Here is an 18,884-nt window from a genome sequence, read left to right as displayed (position 1 = left end):
GAGGCAACGGCGATGCCGCCGCCCGGGTACATGATTGACGCGCGTACGCATCACGTTATTCAGCGAAGGCCTGGCCATAACTGTCGGGCGCCAGGTCCTCGAAACGGGTGTACTTGCCGATGAAGGCCATGTGAACGGTACCGATGGGGCCGTTACGCTGCTTGCCGATGATCAGCTCGGCCAGTCCCTTGTTGTCGGGATTGTCCTTGTTGTAGACCTCATCACGGTAGACGAAGGCGATGACATCGGCATCCTGCTCGATGGCGCCGGATTCACGCAGATCCGACATCACCGGACGCTTGTTGGGGCGCTGCTCAAGCGAGCGGTTCAGCTGCGAGAGCGCCACGACCGGGCAGGCGAACTCCTTGGCCAGGCCCTTCAGCGAGCGCGAGATCTCGGAGATCTCGGCGGTACGGTTCTCGGAAAGCCCCGGCACCTGCATCAGCTGAAGGTAATCGATCATGATCAGGCCGATGCCGCCGTGCTCACGCGCCATGCGTCGACAGCGCGAGCGCATCTCGTTGGGCGACAGCGCCGCGGTGTCATCGACGAACAGCTGTTTGTCCTTGAGCAGGTTGACCGCCGAGGTCAGACGCGGCCAGTCCTCGTCTTCCAGCTGGCCGGTACGCACCTTGGTCTGGTCGATGCGGCCCAGCGAGGAGATCATGCGCAACATCAGCGATTCGGCGGGCATCTCCATCGAGAACACGGCGACCGGCTTGTCGCCGGAGACCACGGCATGCTCGACCAGGTTCATGGCGAAGGTGGTCTTGCCCATCGAGGGACGGCCGGCAATGATCACCAGATCCGACGGCTGCAGACCGGAGGTCATGTCATCGAGATCGCGGAAGCCGGTCGACAGGCCCGTCATCTGGCCCTTGAGATTGAACAGCTCATCGATGCGGTCCACCGCGCCGGTCAGCAGCTGACTCATGCCCTTGGGGCCGCCGCTCTTGGGCCGCGACTCGCTGATCTGGAACACCAGGCGTTCGGCCTCGTTGACCAGCTCATCGGCATCACGACCCTGCGGGCTGAAGGAGCTCTCGGCGATCTGGTTGGCCGCCTGGATGAGCTTGCGCAGCGTGGCGCGCTCGCGAACGATGTCGGCATAGGCCTTGATGTTGCTGGCCGAGGGCGTGTTGCGCGCCAGCTCGGCGAGGGTCGCCAGCCCGCCGACCGACTCGAGCTGGTCACGACTTTCCAGCAGCTCGGACAGCGTCACCACATCCAGCGGGCGACTGCCGCCGACCAGCTGAGACATGGCGTTGTAGATGAGACGATGCTCATAGCGATAGAAGTCGTCGGCCACCAGCCGCTCGGAGACGGTGTCCCAGGCGCTGTTGTCCAGCATCAAGCCGCCAAGCACCGACTGCTCGGCCTCCAGCGAATTGGGCGGCACCTTGAGCGCTGCCGTCTCGCGATCCTGATCCTGAATCTCGCTCATGCCTGGCTGACTCCTGCTGATGACTGACATGCCCGCGGGGGCTTCTAGTTTCACGCATTGACGCAAGCCTGCCAACCGCCGCGCCCACGCCGAAGCCTCTTCCTGACGGGGGCAGGCATTCTACCGGATTTTGTGCGTCATCGCCTCGCCGGCGACCAGGCAAATGCCACAGCGATGACAAATCGCGCCCATGAAAAAACCGCCTTCGCATCGAGGATGCAAAGGCGGCTTGGGTACCGCAGCAGTCGCTACACCGGATCACCGGCCAGCCACTGCAAATCAGCGATTACTCGCCGACCACGACCACACGGACAGTGGCAGTCACTTCAGCGTGCAGCTGCAGCACGATGTCGTATTCGCCAGTGTTGCGCAGCGGGCCTTCCGGCATGCGGACTTCGCTCTTGGCGATGTCGATGCCAGACTGGGCGATAGCTTCGGCCAGATCACGCGGACCGATGGAACCGAACAGCTTGCCTTCTTCGCCAGCTTTGGCGACCAGGGACAGTTCGATTTCGTTCAGCTGAGCGGCACGCGCTTCAGCTTCGGTCTTGCGCTCTGCAACCTGTGCTTCCAGCTCAGCGCGCTGAGCTTCGAAAGCTGCCTGGTTTTCAGCAGTGGCCGGAACTGCCAGGCCGTACGGCAGCAGGTAGTTGCGACCGAAGCCAGCCTTGACGGAAACCTGGTCACCCAGGTTGCCCAGCTTGCCAATCTTGTCGAGCAGAATGACTTGCATCTCGTAAACCTCTTATCGATGACTGCCGGCGAGACGTGCGCGAAAATCCGCAAAGACGTCCACAAGCGCCAACAGCAGCAAAATCAGAATCGTGGGCCAGGTGGTCAGCATCATGAAATAGACGCCGACGAGCCATAACCCGCTCATCCCCTTTAACCCGATGTAACCATGTACCAGGGCAATGCCCGCCACCAGCAGCGGTATCCAGATCAGCAGGAGCACTGCAGGCACATTGAGCAGTACGCCAATGATCCCGCAGGCTGCCAGTATCAGGATTTCGGGCAAACTCAGCCGAAAGGCATGGAATTCACTGCGAAACCCACCCGGATTGTAGAGCCCGGACTGCCAACTGCGCGCCAGGGCCAGACAGCCCGTGGCGGCCAGCAGGACCACCAACCCGGTAATACCACCGATGACCAGCCCTGCGAGCTGTTCAGTCGGCACACCTTGAGCGGCAAAGTCGTTCAAGCGTGCGTCAAGCTCAGGGGCATTCTTGCGAATGCTCTCAAGCAGTGGACCGGCTCCGCCTGGTGGCAGGAATATCCCGGACTGCACCATCAGTGCCGCCGTCAGGCTGGCGCCTATCAGCGCCTCACCCCATCGCACGCGAGCGCGCAACAGGGTTGCCATCAGGGTGACCAGCAATACGGTTGCCAGAGGCACCGGATCGCCTTGTACCCACCACCAACCGGCCGGAACGGCGGCGGCGATGACTACGGGTGCGGCAGGCGCAAGGCCACGCCGAAGCGTGACCAGCGCACTGATGGCGGCACTGAACCAGAAGAACCAGGGCACGATTCCCGTCAGCAATGCAATCGCGATGCATTGCAGGGGGCCGCGCATGGCCCAGCGTGCCAGTGCCAGCATCATGGTGTCGCCTTACTGGTGGCTGTCGCTGTACGGCAGCAGAGCCAGGTAGCGAGCACGCTTGATGGCAGTCGCCAGCTGACGCTGGTAGCGTGCCTTGGTGCCAGTGATACGGCTCGGGACGATCTTGCCGGTCTCGGTGATGTAAGACTTCAGGACTTCGATGTCCTTGTAGTCGATCTGCTTCACGCCTTCAGCGGTGAAGCGGCAGAACTTGCGACGACGGAAAAAACGTGCCATTGCAATGACCTCCTGGGGGTGCGGTATCAGTTAGCGTCTTGAGCTTCGGATTCGTCACGCTTGTCTTCGCGACGCGGACGCTTCTCTTCAGCCGGCTTCATCATCGGAGACGGCTCGATGGCCGCTTCCTTTGAACGCACAACCAGGTTACGGATGACGGCGTCGTTGAAACGGAAGATGGTTTCGAGTTCTTCGACCACCTCACCGGTAGTTTCGACGTTCATCAGCACGTAGTGGGCCTTGTGAATCTTGTTGATCGGGTAGGCCAGGTGACGGCGGCCCCAATCTTCCAGACGATGCACAGTACCACCGGCTTCGGTCACGATGGAGGTGTAACGCTCGATCATGGCCGGAACCTGTTCGCTCTGGTCCGGGTGGACCATGAACACGATCTCGTAGTGACGCATGGCTTGGCTCCTTTCGGTTTGACAGCCCCCACGGCGCGTCTCGGGCCGGGAAGCAAGGAGTGGAGTGATTACTACGGTTGTGCCATTCAGACCCGAAGGCCACGAAAGACGCGCGCGGGCGAGGACAGGTGCCCCCATGCCGCGCATTCACTGCAGACTGCACTTCACAGAACCGCAGTATTGTAGAGAGGAGTCAAGGGCTTGGCAAGCGGCCCGTGAAAGACAGCCGGCCCAGTTCCGCCGACCGTCTCTCTCTTGCCACTCTCTTGCCTCTACCCTGACTATCCCCTGCCGACAATTGCCTCAGCCGCGGCGCTGACGCACGGCCTCGAACAGGCAGATGCCCGCGGCAACCGAGACATTGAGGCTGGAGACGCTGCCCGCCATCGGCAGCTTGATCAGGCTGTCGCAATGCTCGCGGGTCAGACGGCGCATGCCCTTGCCCTCGGCGCCCATCACGATGGCGACCGGGCCGGTGAAGTCGGCTTCGAAGGCCATGGATTCGGCTTCGCCCGCCGTGCCCAGCACCCAGACACCGGCTCCCTTCATGGCGTCCAGCGTGCGGACCAGGTTGGTGACCTGATAGACCGGCACCACTTCCGCGGCCCCACAGGCCACCTTGCGCACGGTCGCGTTCAGTGAGGCCGACTTGTCCTTGGGCACGATGACACCATGGGCGCCCGCGGCATCGGCACTGCGCAGGCAGGCACCGAGGTTGTGCGGATCCGTGACGGAGTCCAGCACCAGAAACAGCGGAGCTTCTGCGTGGGACCAGCCATCGAGACGCAGCTTGAGGCCGGTCTCGTTCTCGGTGGCCAGCGGCGCGCACAGCGCGACCAGCCCCTGATGGGCGCCACCGCCGACGGCCAGTGCATCCAGCTCCTCGCGCCCCTTGAGGGTGACGCGCGAGCCGGCGGCACGCGCCTGCTCGATGATCTCGCTCAGGCGCAGCTCGGCCTCACCCGCCTGCACCCACAGCTCGCTGGGTGCGCGGTCACGTGCCAGCAAGGCTTCCACGGCGTGCACGCCATAGACGGCTTCCAGGCCACCGGGAATCTTCGGTGCGGCGGCGCGAGCGCCACCCTTGCGCGCCCCGCCACGCTCATGACGCTGAGCGCCGCTGCGCTCGCCTCGGGATTGCTCACTTCTGGCGTGGCTAGCACGCTCGCCGGCGGGCTTGCCGCGGCCGGGCTTGCGCCCCTTGTCCTGACTCATTGTGCCTTCCTGACTGATGACCCGACGGGCCCTGTCACATTGACGGAAACTGAGCTGCCGCCGACGCGACAGCCTTGAAATCGTGCAGCCTGACGACTGCCCAACGCATCAGCCCCGACCGGAGCCGGGGCTGATGCAGTGACGCGCGAGGAGCAGAGCCGAAATCAGCTACGGCCGTTACCGCGACGCCCGCGCGAGCGCGAACCCCGCTTGCGCGACGGGTCGTCCTTGCCTGCGACACCCATCGGCGCGACCGGCGCGAACGGGCTGTCGGCGGCTTCCGGACCACTCGGCACGGCTGGACGCGCCGCAGCGGGCGCCTCTGCGGTGGGCTGCTGCTCATTGCCAGCGGCGGCCTTGCGCTCTCCACGGCCCGAGCGATCACTGCGCTCACCGCGCGGCTTGCGCGGCGGACGCTCACCTGCCGGCTTTTCGGCCGCAGCCGCGTTGCCATTGCCTTCCTGACTGACTTCCTCGGTCAGGGACTTGAGGCGTTCGCGCTCACGCTTGCCGGGACGCCCCTTGGCAGCGGCTTCCTTGCTGGCGGCGGAACCGCTCTTGCCGGCTGTCGGCTTGTCGCCCTCGCTGCTGCGTGCCTTGCGCGGCTTGCGCTTGGGACGCGGCGTCGGGTCGCTGAGCATGAAGTCGATCTTGCGCTCATCCATGTCGACACGGGCCACCTGGACGGTGACGCCATCGCCGAGACCATAGCTGACGCCGGCACGCTCACCCTTGAGGCGATGCTTCTCGGCCTCGTAGTGATAGTAGTCGGACGGCAGCGAGGAGATGTGCAGCAGGCCTTCGACGTAGTAGGCATCCAGACGCACGAACAGGCCGAACTGGGTGACTGCTGCGACGGTGCCTTCCAGCACTTCCCCGACCTTGTCCTTCATGAACTCGCACTTGAGCCAGTCGTTGACGTCACGCGTCGCCTCATCGGCGCGGCGCTCGGTCATCGAGCAGTGCTCACCCAGCTCGAGCATCTGCTCGAAGGTGTACGGGCACCACTTGGTCGGGCGTTCGGTCACGGCATCTTCAGCACGCAGCACGGTGTCGGTCTTGCGCGGACCACGGATGACGGAGCGAATCGCACGGTGCACCAGCAGATCCGGATAACGACGGATCGGCGAGGTGAAGTGCGCGTAGGCATCGTAGGCCAGACCGAAGTGACCTTCGTTCTGCGGCGAGTAGACCGCCTGGGTCATGCTGCGCAGCATCACGGTCTGGATGATGTCGAGGTCCGGTCGCTCGGCGATCGAGGCACGCAGTGCCTGGAAGTCCTTGGGTGCCGGCTCGTCGCCACCTTCCAGCGTCAGACCCAGCTCGCCCAGGAAGGCGCGCAGGTTGTTCAGACGCTCCGGTGCCGGCTGCTTGTGGACACGATAGAGGGCCGGGAGATCGTGCTCATCCAGGAAGCGTGCCGTCGCGACGTTGGCCGCCAGCATGCATTCCTCGATCAGCTTGTGCGCATCGTTGCGGGTACGCGGCACGATCTGCTCGATCTTGCGCTCATCGTTGAACAGGATCTGCGTTTCGGTGGTCTCGAAGTCGATGGCACCGCGCTTGTCACGCGCCTTGCGCAGCACGCCGTACAGCGCGTGCAGGTTGTGCAGCGACGGCAGCAGTTCGTTGTACTGCTGGCACAGTGCCTGACCTTCCTCACTTTCCGGGTCGGTCAGCATGGTGCCGACCTTCTCGTAGGTCAGGCGAGCATGTGAACGGATCACGGCTTCAAAGAAGCGATAGTCGAGCATCTCGCCACTGCTGGCAGAGATGGTCAGCTCACAGACCAGCGTCAGACGATCGACATGCGGGTTGAGCGAGCACAGACCGTTGGAGAGCAGCTCCGGCAGCATCGGCACGACCTGACCCGGGAAATACACCGAGTTGCCGCGCACATAGCCTTCCTGATCCAGCGGGCTGCCGCCACGCACGTAGTGGGAGACGTCGGCGATGGCGACCAGCAGCTTCCAGTTGCCATTGTCGTCCTGCCAGGCACAGACGGCGTCATCGAAGTCCTTCGCGTCTTCGCCATCGATGGTGACCAGCGGCGTCTCGCGCAGGTCGATGCGGCCCTTCTTGTCTTCTTCCAGCACCTCGGCGGAAATGGTCGAGATCTGGTCTTCGACTTCCGGCGGGAATTCACTGGGGATATCGTGGGAACGGATCGCGATATCGATTTCCATGCCCGGGTCCATGCGCTCACCGAGCACCTCGACCACTTCACCCACCGGCTGCACGCGTGTGGCGGGCTGCTGAGTGATGCGTACGGACACCACCTGACCGTCCTTGGCACCATTGGCCACGCGGTTGGGGATGATGACTTCCTGCGCGATGCGCGAGTTCTCGGGAATCAGCACACCGAAGTCCGGCTCGGACTGACGATAGATGCCGACCAGGGTCTGGGTATTGCGCGCCAGCACCTCGACGATGGTGATCTCGTCGCGGCCACGACGATCACGGCCGCTGACGCGAGCCAGCACCTGATCGCCATGGAAGACGCGACGCATCTGGCGCGGCGGCACGGCGAGGTCCGGCTTGACGCCATCTTCGCGCGCCAGGAAGCCGAAGCCATCGCGGTGACCGACGACGCGGCCACGGATCAGGTCCAGCTTGTCGATCAGGGCATAGGCACCGCGACGATTGCGCAGCACCTGACCATCACGCTCCATGGCATTGAGGCGACGGCGCACAGCTTCCTGTTGCTCCTCGTCCTCGAAACCGAGCATGCGGCTCATGTTCTCGTGGGTAATGGGCTTGCCATACTCTTCCAGCTTGTCGAGCAAGAACTCTCGGCTGGGGATGGGCTTGTCGTACTTATGGGCTTCGCGTTCCGCGTGCGGGTCGTCGCTGAGCGTCCATTGGGTCATTAATCAGGATTCCTTGACGATGAATTCGAGACGGGCAGCGATCGCGGCACGGAATGACAGGTTGTCTCTCATCCGCGCATTATAGCCTCTACCCTTGGGCCGACCCAACCATTCCCCGCCACTCATCACGGCGGAGGGGCCATTCAGTGCTCTCAATGGCGGCCCGGGGCCAGACTCTCAAGTCTGAAAGCTCGTCAATTGATGAGCTTCACCTGTCTGTCCTCTGCCTGTCTTCTGTCTGTCCTCATCAAGCGAGAGAGGCTTTCTGCGGCTAGCTCAGCAAGACATGAAAGAAAAAGCTTGCATTCCCGCAGTACATCCGTATTATTCGGCACCACTTGCCCAGATGGCGGAATTGGTAGACGCGCTAGCTTCAGGTGCTAGTGTCCGTATGGACGTGGAGGTTCAAGTCCTCTTCTGGGCACCAATTTCAGGTTTCATGTTGGCGTAACACACGTTAAGATGGATACCAGAAAACGGGTAAAGCATTTAAGTTTCAACAACTTGACTGCTGATCCGGGTCTGCGGACCGAAACGAGTTCTGATGTCTGCCCAGGTGGCGGAATTGGTAGACGCGCTAGCTTCAGGTGCTAGTATCCGTAAGGATGTGGAGGTTCAAGTCCTCTCCTGGGCACCACGGACGTCAGACTCACAACGAACGACCCCTGTATCGCGCTTCGCCCAGATGGCGGAATTGGTAGACGCGCTAGCTTCAGGTGCTAGTATCCGTAAGGATGTGGAGGTTCAAGTCCTCTTCTGGGCACCACGATGCGCACTCGAACAGGGAACATGGCATCCACTACCAAGGATTTCATGCTCGTTCAGCTGCAAGACTCAGCTCTTGAGACTTCAGCACACAACTTGATGCCCAGATGGCGGAATTGGTAGACGCGCTAGCTTCAGGTGCTAGTGTCCGTATGGACGTGGAGGTTCAAGTCCTCTTCTGGGCACCATCAAGTTGATATCCGATGCATCCTCGCAGCGCCTGCTGCTCACATCGCGATACTCCCTCTCGCAATATCCTGACTGACTTACCCTCTTGTTTTGCCCAGACCCACAGCGCCCTGCGTTGTCTTTCGCATGTCTCAAAGAAAATACCGCTCGCCTCATACGCAACTTGTCCACACCCATTACTACGCCTGGCATTGTGGATAACTCTTTTCAGCTGCACCCCTTCAGTCGGCACCTGTCCGCCGAACTCCTTCAGTACATTCCTGTCAGTCGGACCTTGGCTATACGCTCAATAACGTGATGGCGTACGACTGAAACTGTCGACCTGCCAGCCATCGCGCACGACTTGCGCCTCGAGGCGCTGCTCGACGTCATCGGGGAGCTCATGGAAGAAGTCCAGCCCTGTCAGAGACTCGATGCGATCGATGCTGACCAGAAAACGATCCAGCGGCTCATCTCCCCTCACCTGCTGCGGGAAGAGAAATGCCAGCGCGCGCGGTGCCTGCCGACCCGAGCCGGGCGAGATGATGATCTTGTAGAAGGCATCGGGAATCTCGATCAGATTGGGCAGCCGCTCGATACTGCCGCTGAAGACCGGCCCTGCCGTGATCCACAGCGCGCCTTCGCGCGGCAGGATGCTGTCCATGATGGCGGCTTCCAGACGTTGCCAGAGCTTGCGATTGAGCGCCGGTGTCTGTGGCGAGATATTCGTCATGCGAAAGGTCTGATGCTGCGCCTTGACGCCGTAGATCTTGCCGATGGCGTAGTTGGGCGCCAGGTGCCCACGGTCGTAGCCACTGTTGCGATAGCTATCCGGCGTGACGGGCCACAGCGAGCGCCAGTCGCGCTCGAACTCGTCAGGACGCTCCCCCAGCCGCGACCCTTGAGTATTCTCGAGCCGCCATGTCACCCACAGCGGGTTGGCGCGCAGATCAGACCAGCCCACCAGATAGGCATCGCTGCGCAAGCCGCGCGCCAGCGTCTTCCAATCCAGTGCACGCGCCTGCGGCACGCCCTGCCAGACGTAGAATTGCTGGTAGTCGCGCTCCTGCCACCACCAGAGCCCACCCCCTACCAGTGCAAACACCACGCTGACCCCGAAGCCCCGCCACAGCTTGCGGCCGGCCGAGCGAATATCGTCCATCACATCCAGCATCCCGCCATTTCCTTCTTGTCGTTGCAGTTACCTCGGCAAGGCATGCATCCATCATTTCGCCATGGCTCGCGGGCCACAGCGACGTCATTCACGTTCCTGCGTCGATTCCATCATGCCAGAGTTCTGCCAGCGAGGCTGACGGTTGCCCCAACTCAAGCCACAATAAGCAGGTAGCACCCGCTTGATGCACCATCGGCGAGCAGATACCTCCTGACAAATCTGCCCGAACACCGATGGCGCAGAACCTGACCACATGTTCAGTATCTGGCATGCCACCTGCATCCATGAATGCCAGCAAGCGGTCAGCAATGTCACGCAGAGCACCCATCAAGGTGCCGGTGGCACCCGCGACACTGCAACGACTGACATGCAAGCGCCTCCTGACAGGCGAGCCGTGACCGCAGCACATCCCGACGGTTGTGCTCCATTGATGAGAAGGAATCCGACCATGGCCAATCAGAGCCGCCGTAACTTCATGCGCAATAGCCTGCTGGGGCTCGCTGCCCTGCCGCTGGGCGCCGCCATACTCTCACCCCGCGCCCTTGCCGCCGACCTGCCGCGACTGGATACCTCCAATCCGCAAGCCAAGGCGCTCAACTACGTGGAAGTCGCCAGTGAAGCCAAGGACCACCCCGCCTTCAAGCCGGGTTCGGACTGCGCCAACTGCATGTTCTACAAGCCCGAGAACGAAGGCTGCCAGCTTTTCCCAAGCCATAGCGTCGAGCCGAAGGGCTGGTGTCAGTCCTGGACCAAGCGCCCGGCCTGAGACGCTCAACTGGAACCCTCTGGCTGAGAGCACGAGCACGAGCACGAGAGACGATTGAGACAAGAAAACCGCCGCGAGGGTATCCTCACGGCGGTTTTTTCATGCCTGCCTTTTGGCGATTGCGCGCCGATCAGGTCAGGCATCCTTCGACACCTACTCGATCCGCCATGAGCGTCACCTGACGCCCTGTCAGCCGGGATTGGCGTCCTCCGGCAGTGGCCACTGGTAGCGCCTTGCCACCTCATCGTTCTCCATCGACTCCAGATGGACAGGGAAGCCCCACAGCTGATGCAGATAGCGCATCACGGGGTAGACGCTGCGCGCCAGCGGGCGCCGATCATCCTGCACATGGCGCAGGGTCAGCGAGCGATCACCGCGAATGTTGGCGGCCCACACCTGGATATTCGGCTCACGGTGGCTCAGTGCGTATTGCACGCACAGCGCCTCACGAATGCGCTTGTAACCACGACTGTCGTGAATGGCGTCGATGACGAGATGCTCATCGCTGTCGTCATCGACCAGCGAGAACAGCTTGAGATCCCGGATCACCTTGGGCGACAGGAATTGCTGGATGAAGGACTCATCCTTGAAGTTGCGCATCGCGAAGTGCACCGTTTCCAGCCAGTCGCTGCCGGCGATATCCGGGAACCACTCACGATCCTCATCGTCGGGGTGCTCACAGATACGCTTGATATCGGTGAACATCGCGAAGCCCAGCGCATAGGGGTTGATGCCGTTGTAGTGCGGGTGATCGAAGCCGGGCTGCTGCACCACCGAGGTATGCGACTGCAGGAACTCGAGAATCACGCCCTCGCCGATCAACCCCTCATCGTAGAGCTGATTCATGATGGTGTAGTGCCAGAAACACGCCCAGCCCTCATTCATCACCTGCGTCTGGCGCTGCGGGTAGAAGTACTGTGCCAGCTTGCGCACGATACGCACCAGCTCGCGCTGCCAGGGCTCCAGCAACGGGGCATTCTTCTCGATGAAATAGAGCAGGTTCTCCTGCGGTTCCGGCGGATAGCGGCCGCGACGATGCAGACCGAGAGGATCATTGACCTCATCGACCACCTCATCCTCTTCGCCCGCCTGGGGAATCGTGGTCCACAGCGCATTCACCTGGGCCTGCAGGTAGGCTTCACGCTCCTGCTGACGCTGGACCTCCTCTTCCGGCGAGATGGCTGAAGGACGCTTGTAGCGATCCACGCCATAGTTCTGCAGCGCATGGCAGGCATCGAGCAGCTGCTCGACGGCGTCCACGCCATGACGCTCCTCGCACTCGGACACGTATTTCCGCGCGAAGACGAGGTAGTCGATGATCGCCGAGGCATCCGTCCAGGTGCGGAACAGATAATTGCCCTTGAAGAAGCTGTTGTGGCCATAGCAGGCATGCGCCATGACCAGAATCTGCATCATCAGGGTGTTCTCTTCCATCAGATAGGCGATGCACGGGTCGGAGTTGATCACCAGCTCATAGGCCAGCCCCATCTGCCCTCGCCGATACGCCTGCTCCACCGACAGGAACTGCTTGCCGAACGACCAGTGATGATAGCCGACCGGCATGCCGATGCTGGCGTAGGCATCCATCATCTGCTCGGACGTGATCACCTCGATCTGGTTGGGGTAGATTTCCAGCTTGTACTGCGCGGCGATGCGCGCGATCTCGCTTTCGAAATGCTCGAGCAATTCGAAGGTCCAATCCGACCCGCTGGCCGGCTGGGTATCTTCCAGCCGGCTATCGATGCGCTTGCTCATTCGGTCATCAAGACCGCCATCAAGACCATGACTCATGAGGCCTCCTGGCCCGGCGCGACTGCCGGGCACGTCGCATGATGTGATCAGGCGCTGATGCGGCGCTTGAACAGCTCGCGGAATACCGGGTAGATATCGCCTGCCTCGACGATCTGCTGCATGGCAAAGCGTTCCGGAAATTCCGCCTCGACCCGCTCGTACTCCTCCCATAGCGCCTGATGGGCATGCGGCGTGATCTCCACATAGGCGTAGTACTGCAGGCGCGGCATCAACTTCTTGATCATCAGTTCGCGACAGTTGGTGGAATCGTCGTCCCAGTTGTCGCCATCCGAGGCCTGCGCCACGTAGAGATTCCACTCACCGGCCGGATAGCGTGATTCGATCACCTCATCGAGCAGCGTGAGGGCACTGGACACGATGGTGCCGCCGGTCTCGCGGGAGTAGAAGAACTCCTCCTCGTCGACTTCCTTGGCAGCGGTGTGGTGACGGATGAAGACCAGCTCGACCTTCTCGTAGTTGCGCTCCAGAAACAGATACAGCAACAGGAAGAAACGCTTGCCGATGTCCTTGTGCGCCTGGGTCATCGACCCCGAGACATCCATCACGCAGAACATCACCGCCTTGTTGGACGGCATCGGCTGATTGATGAGGTGGTTGTAGCGCAGATCATAGGTATCGAGGAACGGCACCGCCTTGAGGCGCGCCTCGAGCCGCTCGATTTCCGCCTTGAGCTCACTGATGCGCACCTTGTTGCGCAGCACCGGGTCCTTGCGCTCCTCCTGCTCCAGCGCTTCGACAGCCTCCTTCAGCGCCCGCTTGATCGGGGAGCGCATCGCGATGCGCCGCGCCTGTGCTGAACGCATCGAGCGCACGATGTTGATACGTGCTGGTGTGCCGTCACGCGCGATCCCCGCGCGCACCGGGCGCACCTCTTCCATGTCCGCGATCTGCTTGCGCTCCAGATGCGGCAGCTCCAGCCCGTCGAAGACGAACTCGAGAAATTCCTCACGCGACAGGGTGAAGGCAAAGTCGTCTTCCCCCTCGCCCTGGTTGGAGGCCTGGCCCTCGCCACTGCCGCCTCCCCCACCACCGCCGCTGGGACGGCGCATGCGGTCCCCTTCGACAAATTCCTTGTTGCCGGGATTGATCACACGCCGCTTGCCGCCCTGTCCGTGCTGGAAGACCGGCTCGGAAATGTCACGCGTCGGAATGGAGACTTCCTCGCCGCGCTCCATGTCGGTGATGGAGCGCCGATTGACGGCATCCTCCACCGCCCGCTTGATATGACTGCGATAGCGCCGAATGAAACGCTGTCGATTCACTGCACTCTTGTTGCGTGCATTGCTGCGTCGATCAATGAAATAACTCATTCGCCCTCCTTGCCGGCCCCGCCCTCAGCGGATGGCCGGATGGCAAGTGCCGGCGGCAATCGTGCCCGCCGGCAGGCCTGTCGTCAGTCGGCAGGGCTTACTGCGACTTGCGTACGCGCAGGTACCATTCAGACAACAGGCGCACCTGCTTCTCGGTGTAGCCGCGATCCACCATGCGCGCCACGAAGTCCTCGTGCTTGCGCTGGTCGGATGCCGAGGCCTTGGCATTGAAGGAGATGACCGGCAGCAGCTCTTCGGTATTGGCGAACATCTTCTTCTCGATCACCGCACGCAGCTTCTCGTAGGACTGCCAGCTCGGGTTGGTACCGTTGTTCTGCGCCCGTGCGCGCAGCACGAAGTTGACCACCTCGTGACGGAAATCCTTCGGGTTGGAGATGCCCGCGGGCTTCTCGATCTTCTCCAGCTCCTCGTTGAGTGACTGACGGTCCAGCAGTTCGCCGGTCTCGGGATCGCGATACTCCTGCTCCTGGATCCAGAAGTCGGCATAGGTCACATAGCGATCGAAGATGTTCTGCCCATACTCGGAATAGGACTCGAGATAGGCGGTCTGGATCTCCTTGCCGATGAAGTCGACGTAGCGGGGCGCCAGATATTCCTTGATATAGCGCAGGTAGCGCTCATGGGTTTCCTTGGGCAGCTGCTCCTGATCGAGGCGCTGCTCCAGCACGTAGAGCAGATGGACCGGATTGGCCGCGACCTCACTGGCATCGAAGTTGAAGACCTTGGAGAGAATCTTGAAGGCAAAGCGTGTCGAGAGCCCATCCATCCCCTCATCGACACCGGCGCTGTCGCGGTATTCCTGGATCGACTTGGCGCGCGGATCGGTATCCTTGAGGTTCTCGCCGTCATAGATGCGCATCTTCGAGTAGACGCTGGAATTCTCCGGCTCACGCAGACGTGACAGCACGATGAACTGCGACAGCATGCGCAGCGTATCCGGGGCACAGGGCGCCTGATTCAGCGACGAATGCTCCAGCAGCTTGGCGTAGATCTTGACCTCCTCGGAAGCGCGCAGGCAGTAAGGCACCTTGACGATATAGACGCGATCGAGGAAGGCCTCGTTGTTGCGGTTGTTGCGAAATGCCTGCCACTCGCTTTCGTTGGAGTGCGCCAGCACCACACCATCGAAGGGAATCGCACCCATGCCTTCCGTCGGGTTGTAATTGCCCTCCTGGGTCGCGGTCAGCAGCGGGTGCAGCACCTTGATCGGCGCCTTAAACATCTCGACGAATTCCATCAGCCCCTGGTTGGCCTTGCACAGCCCGCCGGAGAAGCTGTAGGCATCCGGGTCGTCCTGGGCATAGAGCTCCAGCTGACGGATATCGACCTTGCCGACCAGCGCGGAAATGTCCTGGTTGTTGTCATCGCCCGGCTCGGTCTTGGAGATACCGATCTGATTGAGGCGCGAGGGATAGAGCTTGACCACGCGGAACTTGCTGATATCACCGCCATATTCCTTGAGACGCTTGGCGGCCCACGGTGACATGGCACTGCGCATGCAGCGCTGGGGAATGCCGTACTCCTTCTCGATCAGCTCGCCATCTTCCTCCGGCGAGAACAGCCCCAGCGGAGACTCGAAGACCGGCGATCCCTTGATGGCATAGAAGGGAATCTGCTCCATCAGCAGCTTGAGACGCTCCGCCAGAGACGACTTGCCGCCGCCCACCGGACCGAGCAGATACAGGATCTGCTTGCGCTCCTCCAGTCCCTGCGCCGCATGCCGGAAGTAGGAAACGATCTGCTCGATAGCCTCTTCCATGCCATAGAACTCGGCAAAGCTTGGATAACGGCGGATCAGCTTGTTGGAAAAGATACGGGAAAGACTGGGGTCCTTGGCGGTATCGATGACCTCCGGTTCACCGATGGCCGCCAGCATGCGCTCGGCAGCGCTGGCGTAGGCAGTAGTGTCCTGCCGGCACAACTCCAGGTACTCCTGGAGACTCATCTCTTCTTGCTGAATCCGCTCGTAGCGGCTCTGCACGTGATCGAAGATGCTCATGGAAGCCTCCTTGTCGCGACATCAGTCGCTGGGACCATCGCCGGGCCCACTCAGGTAAGACCGCAAAATTCGTTCGTCCGCTCAGCCTGGATAGCGTACGCAGGACGACTGCCTCGGCGTGTTTATCAGCATAGGTCGATATAGGGTGCTGGTGTCCAATACAGTGAATGAATGCATTCAACGAACTTTCCGCCGGCGGAGCCAGTTCTGCCAAGCACCGCAGGATCTACGGCAGCCAGTGGGTCAGCAGACACTACGATGGCGCCTGAACGCCCCTGACAACGCGTTGAAGAAAGCTGCGAAAGACGCGAAAACTCGACCAATGCTTCTGCTGTCGCGGGTGATTCACTCATGCCATGTTGCACCGCAGCACACCTTGAGCATAGGAACAGACTGACGGTTGACGCCAGTCACTCCCACGCCCAGGCGACGCTGCACACCAGCCCACCAAGCAAGAATGGCCGCGGCCACACTCCACACCCGACCACCTCCGCCATGCTTCACGCAGCCTCCTGGCTCACCACAAAGACCATGAAAACAACGACTGGCGACGAAGTGGCTACCAACCTGATCAGACTCTTGCCTCAATCACGCATGACGTTGACAAGACCGGACAACCGGCCACAAAAAAATCCCCACCGCCGGGGCGATGGGGATCTCGAGGGAGGCGCTCACGCCTTCGGGACTGCCTGAATCAAGAGACTCACAGCACGTCGCGAATATCCTTGAGCAAGGCGTCGAGCAACTCGGTGGTGGTATTCCAGGAGCAGACGAAGCGCGCGCCACCCGCACCGATGAAGGTATAGAAGGTCCAGCCACGCTCACGCAGCGCCGCCAGCACATGCTCGGGGAAGCTGGCGAACACGCTGTTGGCCTCGCTGGGGAACAGCAGCTCGATGCCCTCCAGCGCCTCGAGACGCTCGGCCAGATACTGCGCCATGCCGTTCGCATGGCGGGCATTGTTCAGCCAGATATCATTTTCCAGCAGCCCCATCCAGGGCGCCGCGATGAAGCGCATCTTGGAGGCCAGCTGACCGGCCTGCTTGCAGCGATAATCGAAATCGCGCGCCAGCTTGCGATCGAAGAAGATCACCGCCTCCCCCATGGCCAGACCATTCTTGGTGCCGGAGAAGCACAGCACGTCCACACCCGCCTTCCAGGTCAGCTCGGCCGGTGAGACATTCAGCGCGGCGCAGGCATTGGCGAAACGGGCGCCATCCATATGGATCTGCAGATCATGACGGTCCGCCACTTCACGAATCGCCTGCAGCTCTTCCAGGCTGTAGACGGTGCCGACCTCGGTGCACTGGGTCAGGGAGATCACGCGCGGACGCGGATAGTGGATATCGCTGCGCTTGGTGACCAGCTGCTCGATGCCTTCCGGCGTCAGCTTGCCGTCGGGGCCCGGCGCGTTGAGCAACTTGGAACCGTTGGAGAAGAACTCCGGCCCACCGCATTCATCGGTCTCGATATGGGCCAGTTCGTGACAGATGACACTGTGGTAGGACTGGCACAGGTGGGCCAGCGACAGGGAGTTGGCGGCGGTGCCATTGAAGACGAAAAACACCTCGCACTCGGTCTCGAACAGCTGACGGAAGCTGTCGGTGACCTGCTGTGTCCAGCGGTCATTGCCGTAGGCGAGATCGTCATCACGATTGGCCTGCATCATGTACGCCATCGCCTCGGGACAGATACCGGACGTGTTGTCACTGGCCAGAAAGCGTGAAGTGCACGCTTCATCGGCAGCAGAGGTCGCAGCGGGGGTCGGGGCAATGGCATCAGTCGTCATGGGGATTTCCAGAGCGGGACAGGGGATCACCCTATCCGGTGAAACAGACACGGCTCCCGGATGGCAGGAGCCGCTGCAGAAACTCCATCATAACAGCGCTGCACGCCGCCGCCAGTGGCAGGTGAAGGCTGCACGCAAGCCGCTGGATGGCGCCTCACAGGAAGTCACAAGCCAGACGACACTCGCCTCGCCAGCACCCTCAGATGGTCTGCAACGCCGGATAACCTCGCCGCCCCTGCAAGCCACCGCCGTGCAGCACGCGAATGCGCGTACCGCGTGCGATCAGACCATTGGCCAGATGGTGCGCCAGCGCCGCGAACAGCTTGGCGGTGTAGACCGGCTCCACCGCAACGCCGGTCTCGGCCTCGAAGCGCTGAATGAACTGGATCAACCAGTCAGGCGCCTTGGCAAAGCCGCCGGCCTGCGCTCCCAGCCACAGGCCCCACTCCGGCGTCTTCTGCTGGCTGCCGCCACTCTCTGCCAGCAGGCGACGCACACGATGATAGAGCTGATCGCCATGATTCATGGTCGGCACCCCGATGACCCGAAGCCCATCGCGCTCGCCCAGCGCACTCAGCACCCCGGCAAGCGTCGTGCCGCTGCCACAGGCCAGCAGCACCAGCTGCGGCGCAGGTTCGCCCGGCACCGGCTCGGCCAGCGCCTGGGCCAACGGCGCCAGCCCGGCGACGCCCTCCACGCAACCGCCACCCTCGGGAATCCATACTCCCTCGCCATGGCGCCTGGCAAAATCAGGCTGATCGCGCTGCCGGTACTCGGCTCGCGAGACGAAACTCAAGCGCATGCCATTGTCGCGCGCATCGGCGAGCGTGGGCGTCAGCGGCGCTTCGGGATGCCCGCGCACCAGGCCATGCGTCTCGATGCCCAATCTGGCCCCCGCCGCCGCCAGCGCATGCAGATGGTTCGACCAACCACCCCCACAGCTGATGATGCCCCGCTTCTCGCTCAACGCCCTGGCCAGCGGCAGGCGCAACTTCCAGGCCTTGTTGCCGGAAATCTCGCTGTCCAGCGTGTCGGCGCGCAGGCACTCGACGATCACACCGGCCTCATCGGCCAGCGGCCACGCCAGGCGCTCGACCGCTGGCGGCGTGAAGAGATCCAGCAGGCTGTCCAGTGTCTCGGCTACCGGTGGGGAGGCGGCCAGCGATGATGAAGCCCGAGCACCCTCCCTGTGTGGCGGCAAAGGACTGTCCTCGGTGTCCGGCATCAGAGCCTCAGCGGTGGCATGGCGTGAGGCGGCAGCGTGCGGTGACATGAGCAGATCCCATCGTGGCGGCAAGGCAGAG

Annotated in this window: 14 protein-coding genes and 4 tRNA genes; 5 read left to right on the top strand and 13 right to left on the bottom strand. The window is 61.9% G+C overall.

Annotated features, from left to right (window positions below; genetic code table 11):
• Nucleotides 1–55: 55 nt before the first annotated feature.
• From dnaB to rnr, 7 genes are all read right to left on the bottom strand, one after another.
• Nucleotides 56–1,444, bottom strand: coding sequence for a replicative DNA helicase (gene dnaB, locus IZU87_RS03670; RefSeq protein WP_165873876.1), 1,389 nt, complete (start codon nucleotides 1,442–1,444; stop codon nucleotides 56–58).
• A gap of 286 nt (nucleotides 1,445–1,730) precedes the next feature.
• On the bottom strand, nucleotides 1,731–2,177 hold the full coding sequence (gene rplI, locus IZU87_RS03665) for a 50S ribosomal protein L9 (protein ID WP_043334754.1): 447 nt from the start codon (nucleotides 2,175–2,177) through the stop codon (nucleotides 1,731–1,733).
• Nucleotides 2,178–2,189: 12 nt separating this feature from the next.
• Entirely contained in the window at nucleotides 2,190–3,044 is an 855-nt protein-coding gene (locus IZU87_RS03660) for a hypothetical protein (RefSeq protein ID WP_043334783.1), read from the bottom strand.
• Between the two features lie 12 nt (nucleotides 3,045–3,056).
• Nucleotides 3,057–3,284, bottom strand: a complete 228-nt coding sequence (gene rpsR / locus IZU87_RS03655; RefSeq protein WP_024952281.1) for a 30S ribosomal protein S18 — start codon at nucleotides 3,282–3,284, stop codon at nucleotides 3,057–3,059.
• 26 nt (nucleotides 3,285–3,310) lie between these two features.
• Entirely contained in the window at nucleotides 3,311–3,691 is a 381-nt protein-coding gene (gene rpsF / locus IZU87_RS03650) for a 30S ribosomal protein S6 (protein WP_043334756.1), read from the bottom strand.
• Nucleotides 3,692–3,994: 303 nt separating this feature from the next.
• Complete coding sequence (gene rlmB, locus IZU87_RS03645) at nucleotides 3,995–4,906, bottom strand: 23S rRNA (guanosine(2251)-2'-O)-methyltransferase RlmB (RefSeq protein ID WP_213113707.1); 912 nt, start codon at nucleotides 4,904–4,906, stop codon at nucleotides 3,995–3,997.
• A 164-nt stretch (nucleotides 4,907–5,070) separates the two neighbouring features.
• Nucleotides 5,071–7,776: a ribonuclease R gene (rnr, locus tag IZU87_RS03640; protein WP_249330418.1), complete on the bottom strand. Its 2,706-nt coding sequence runs from the start codon at nucleotides 7,774–7,776 to the stop codon at nucleotides 5,071–5,073.
• Between the two features lie 340 nt (nucleotides 7,777–8,116).
• Between rnr and IZU87_RS03635 the strand changes: the two genes are divergently transcribed.
• The 4 genes from IZU87_RS03635 (at nucleotide 8,117) to IZU87_RS03620 (ending at nucleotide 8,729) form a co-directional block, all read left to right on the top strand.
• A tRNA-Leu gene (locus IZU87_RS03635) sits at nucleotides 8,117–8,203 on the top strand.
• Between the two features lie 123 nt (nucleotides 8,204–8,326).
• Nucleotides 8,327–8,413: transfer RNA gene (locus tag IZU87_RS03630), tRNA-Leu, on the top strand.
• 42 nt (nucleotides 8,414–8,455) lie between these two features.
• A tRNA-Leu gene (locus tag IZU87_RS03625) sits at nucleotides 8,456–8,542 on the top strand.
• A 100-nt stretch (nucleotides 8,543–8,642) separates the two neighbouring features.
• Nucleotides 8,643–8,729, top strand: a tRNA-Leu gene (locus IZU87_RS03620).
• A 287-nt stretch (nucleotides 8,730–9,016) separates the two neighbouring features.
• On the opposite strand, the gene IZU87_RS03615 is transcribed toward IZU87_RS03620, so the two are convergent.
• On the bottom strand, nucleotides 9,017–9,883 hold the full coding sequence (locus IZU87_RS03615; RefSeq protein WP_225347493.1) for a DNA/RNA non-specific endonuclease: 867 nt from the start codon (nucleotides 9,881–9,883) through the stop codon (nucleotides 9,017–9,019).
• Between the two features lie 448 nt (nucleotides 9,884–10,331).
• On the opposite strand from IZU87_RS03615, the gene IZU87_RS03610 reads away from it, so the two are divergent.
• Nucleotides 10,332–10,649 carry a high-potential iron-sulfur protein gene (locus IZU87_RS03610; RefSeq protein ID WP_043334757.1) on the top strand — a complete coding sequence of 106 codons (318 nt, stop codon included), beginning with the start codon at nucleotides 10,332–10,334 and terminating at the stop codon, nucleotides 10,647–10,649.
• Between the two features lie 189 nt (nucleotides 10,650–10,838).
• Here the strand turns inward: IZU87_RS03610 and IZU87_RS03605 are convergent, their stop codons facing one another.
• The 5 genes from IZU87_RS03605 to IZU87_RS03585 all read right to left on the bottom strand — a co-directional run bounded on the left by IZU87_RS03605 (nucleotide 10,839) and on the right by IZU87_RS03585 (nucleotide 18,853).
• On the bottom strand, nucleotides 10,839–12,404 hold the full coding sequence (locus IZU87_RS03605) for a SpoVR family protein (protein ID WP_213113756.1): 1,566 nt from the start codon (nucleotides 12,402–12,404) through the stop codon (nucleotides 10,839–10,841).
• 83 nt (nucleotides 12,405–12,487) lie between these two features.
• Nucleotides 12,488–13,771 carry a YeaH/YhbH family protein gene (locus IZU87_RS03600; RefSeq protein WP_043334759.1) on the bottom strand — a complete coding sequence of 428 codons (1,284 nt, stop codon included), beginning with the start codon at nucleotides 13,769–13,771 and terminating at the stop codon, nucleotides 12,488–12,490.
• 97 nt (nucleotides 13,772–13,868) lie between these two features.
• Nucleotides 13,869–15,791, bottom strand: a complete 1,923-nt coding sequence (locus IZU87_RS03595; protein ID WP_043334761.1) for a PrkA family serine protein kinase — start codon at nucleotides 15,789–15,791, stop codon at nucleotides 13,869–13,871.
• Nucleotides 15,792–16,494: 703 nt separating this feature from the next.
• Nucleotides 16,495–17,580 carry a threonine aldolase family protein gene (locus IZU87_RS03590; RefSeq protein WP_213113706.1) on the bottom strand — a complete coding sequence of 362 codons (1,086 nt, stop codon included), beginning with the start codon at nucleotides 17,578–17,580 and terminating at the stop codon, nucleotides 16,495–16,497.
• Between the two features lie 199 nt (nucleotides 17,581–17,779).
• The gene (locus IZU87_RS03585) at nucleotides 17,780–18,853 is read right to left on the bottom strand and encodes a 1-aminocyclopropane-1-carboxylate deaminase/D-cysteine desulfhydrase (RefSeq protein ID WP_213113705.1); all 1,074 of its coding nucleotides are present in this window, start codon (nucleotides 18,851–18,853) and stop codon (nucleotides 17,780–17,782) included.
• Between the last annotated feature and the right edge of the window lie 31 nt (nucleotides 18,854–18,884).

The organism is Cobetia sp. MC34, assembly GCF_018340035.1.
Taxonomy (GTDB): domain Bacteria; phylum Pseudomonadota; class Gammaproteobacteria; order Pseudomonadales; family Halomonadaceae; genus Cobetia; species Cobetia amphilecti.
The sequence above is the reverse complement of the archived record's forward strand: the minus strand, read 5'-3'. Positions and strand labels throughout refer to the sequence as shown.

Bases quoted from the DNA above. Each gene is read 5' to 3' on its own strand.
- dnaB (WP_165873876.1), bottom strand. From the start codon at position 1,444: ATGAGCGAGATTCAGGATCAGGATCGCGAGACGGCAGCGCTCAAGGTG.
- rplI (WP_043334754.1), bottom strand. From the start codon at position 2,177: ATGCAAGTCATTCTGCTCGACAAGATTGGCAAGCTGGGCAACCTGGGT.
- IZU87_RS03660 (WP_043334783.1), bottom strand. From the start codon at position 3,044: ATGCTGGCACTGGCACGCTGGGCCATGCGCGGCCCCCTGCAATGCATC.
- rpsR (WP_024952281.1), bottom strand. From the start codon at position 3,284: ATGGCACGTTTTTTCCGTCGTCGCAAGTTCTGCCGCTTCACCGCTGAA.
- rpsF (WP_043334756.1), bottom strand. From the start codon at position 3,691: ATGCGTCACTACGAGATCGTGTTCATGGTCCACCCGGACCAGAGCGAA.
- rlmB (WP_213113707.1), bottom strand. From the start codon at position 4,906: ATGAGTCAGGACAAGGGGCGCAAGCCCGGCCGCGGCAAGCCCGCCGGC.
- rnr (WP_249330418.1), bottom strand. From the start codon at position 7,776: ATGACCCAATGGACGCTCAGCGACGACCCGCACGCGGAACGCGAAGCC.
- IZU87_RS03615 (WP_225347493.1), bottom strand. From the start codon at position 9,883: ATGCTGGATGTGATGGACGATATTCGCTCGGCCGGCCGCAAGCTGTGG.
- IZU87_RS03610 (WP_043334757.1), top strand. From the start codon at position 10,332: ATGGCCAATCAGAGCCGCCGTAACTTCATGCGCAATAGCCTGCTGGGG.
- IZU87_RS03605 (WP_213113756.1), bottom strand. From the start codon at position 12,404: ATGAGCAAGCGCATCGATAGCCGGCTGGAAGATACCCAGCCGGCCAGC.
- IZU87_RS03600 (WP_043334759.1), bottom strand. From the start codon at position 13,771: ATGAGTTATTTCATTGATCGACGCAGCAATGCACGCAACAAGAGTGCA.
- IZU87_RS03595 (WP_043334761.1), bottom strand. From the start codon at position 15,791: ATGAGCATCTTCGATCACGTGCAGAGCCGCTACGAGCGGATTCAGCAA.
- IZU87_RS03590 (WP_213113706.1), bottom strand. From the start codon at position 17,580: ATGACGACTGATGCCATTGCCCCGACCCCCGCTGCGACCTCTGCTGCC.
- IZU87_RS03585 (WP_213113705.1), bottom strand. From the start codon at position 18,853: ATGTCACCGCACGCTGCCGCCTCACGCCATGCCACCGCTGAGGCTCTG.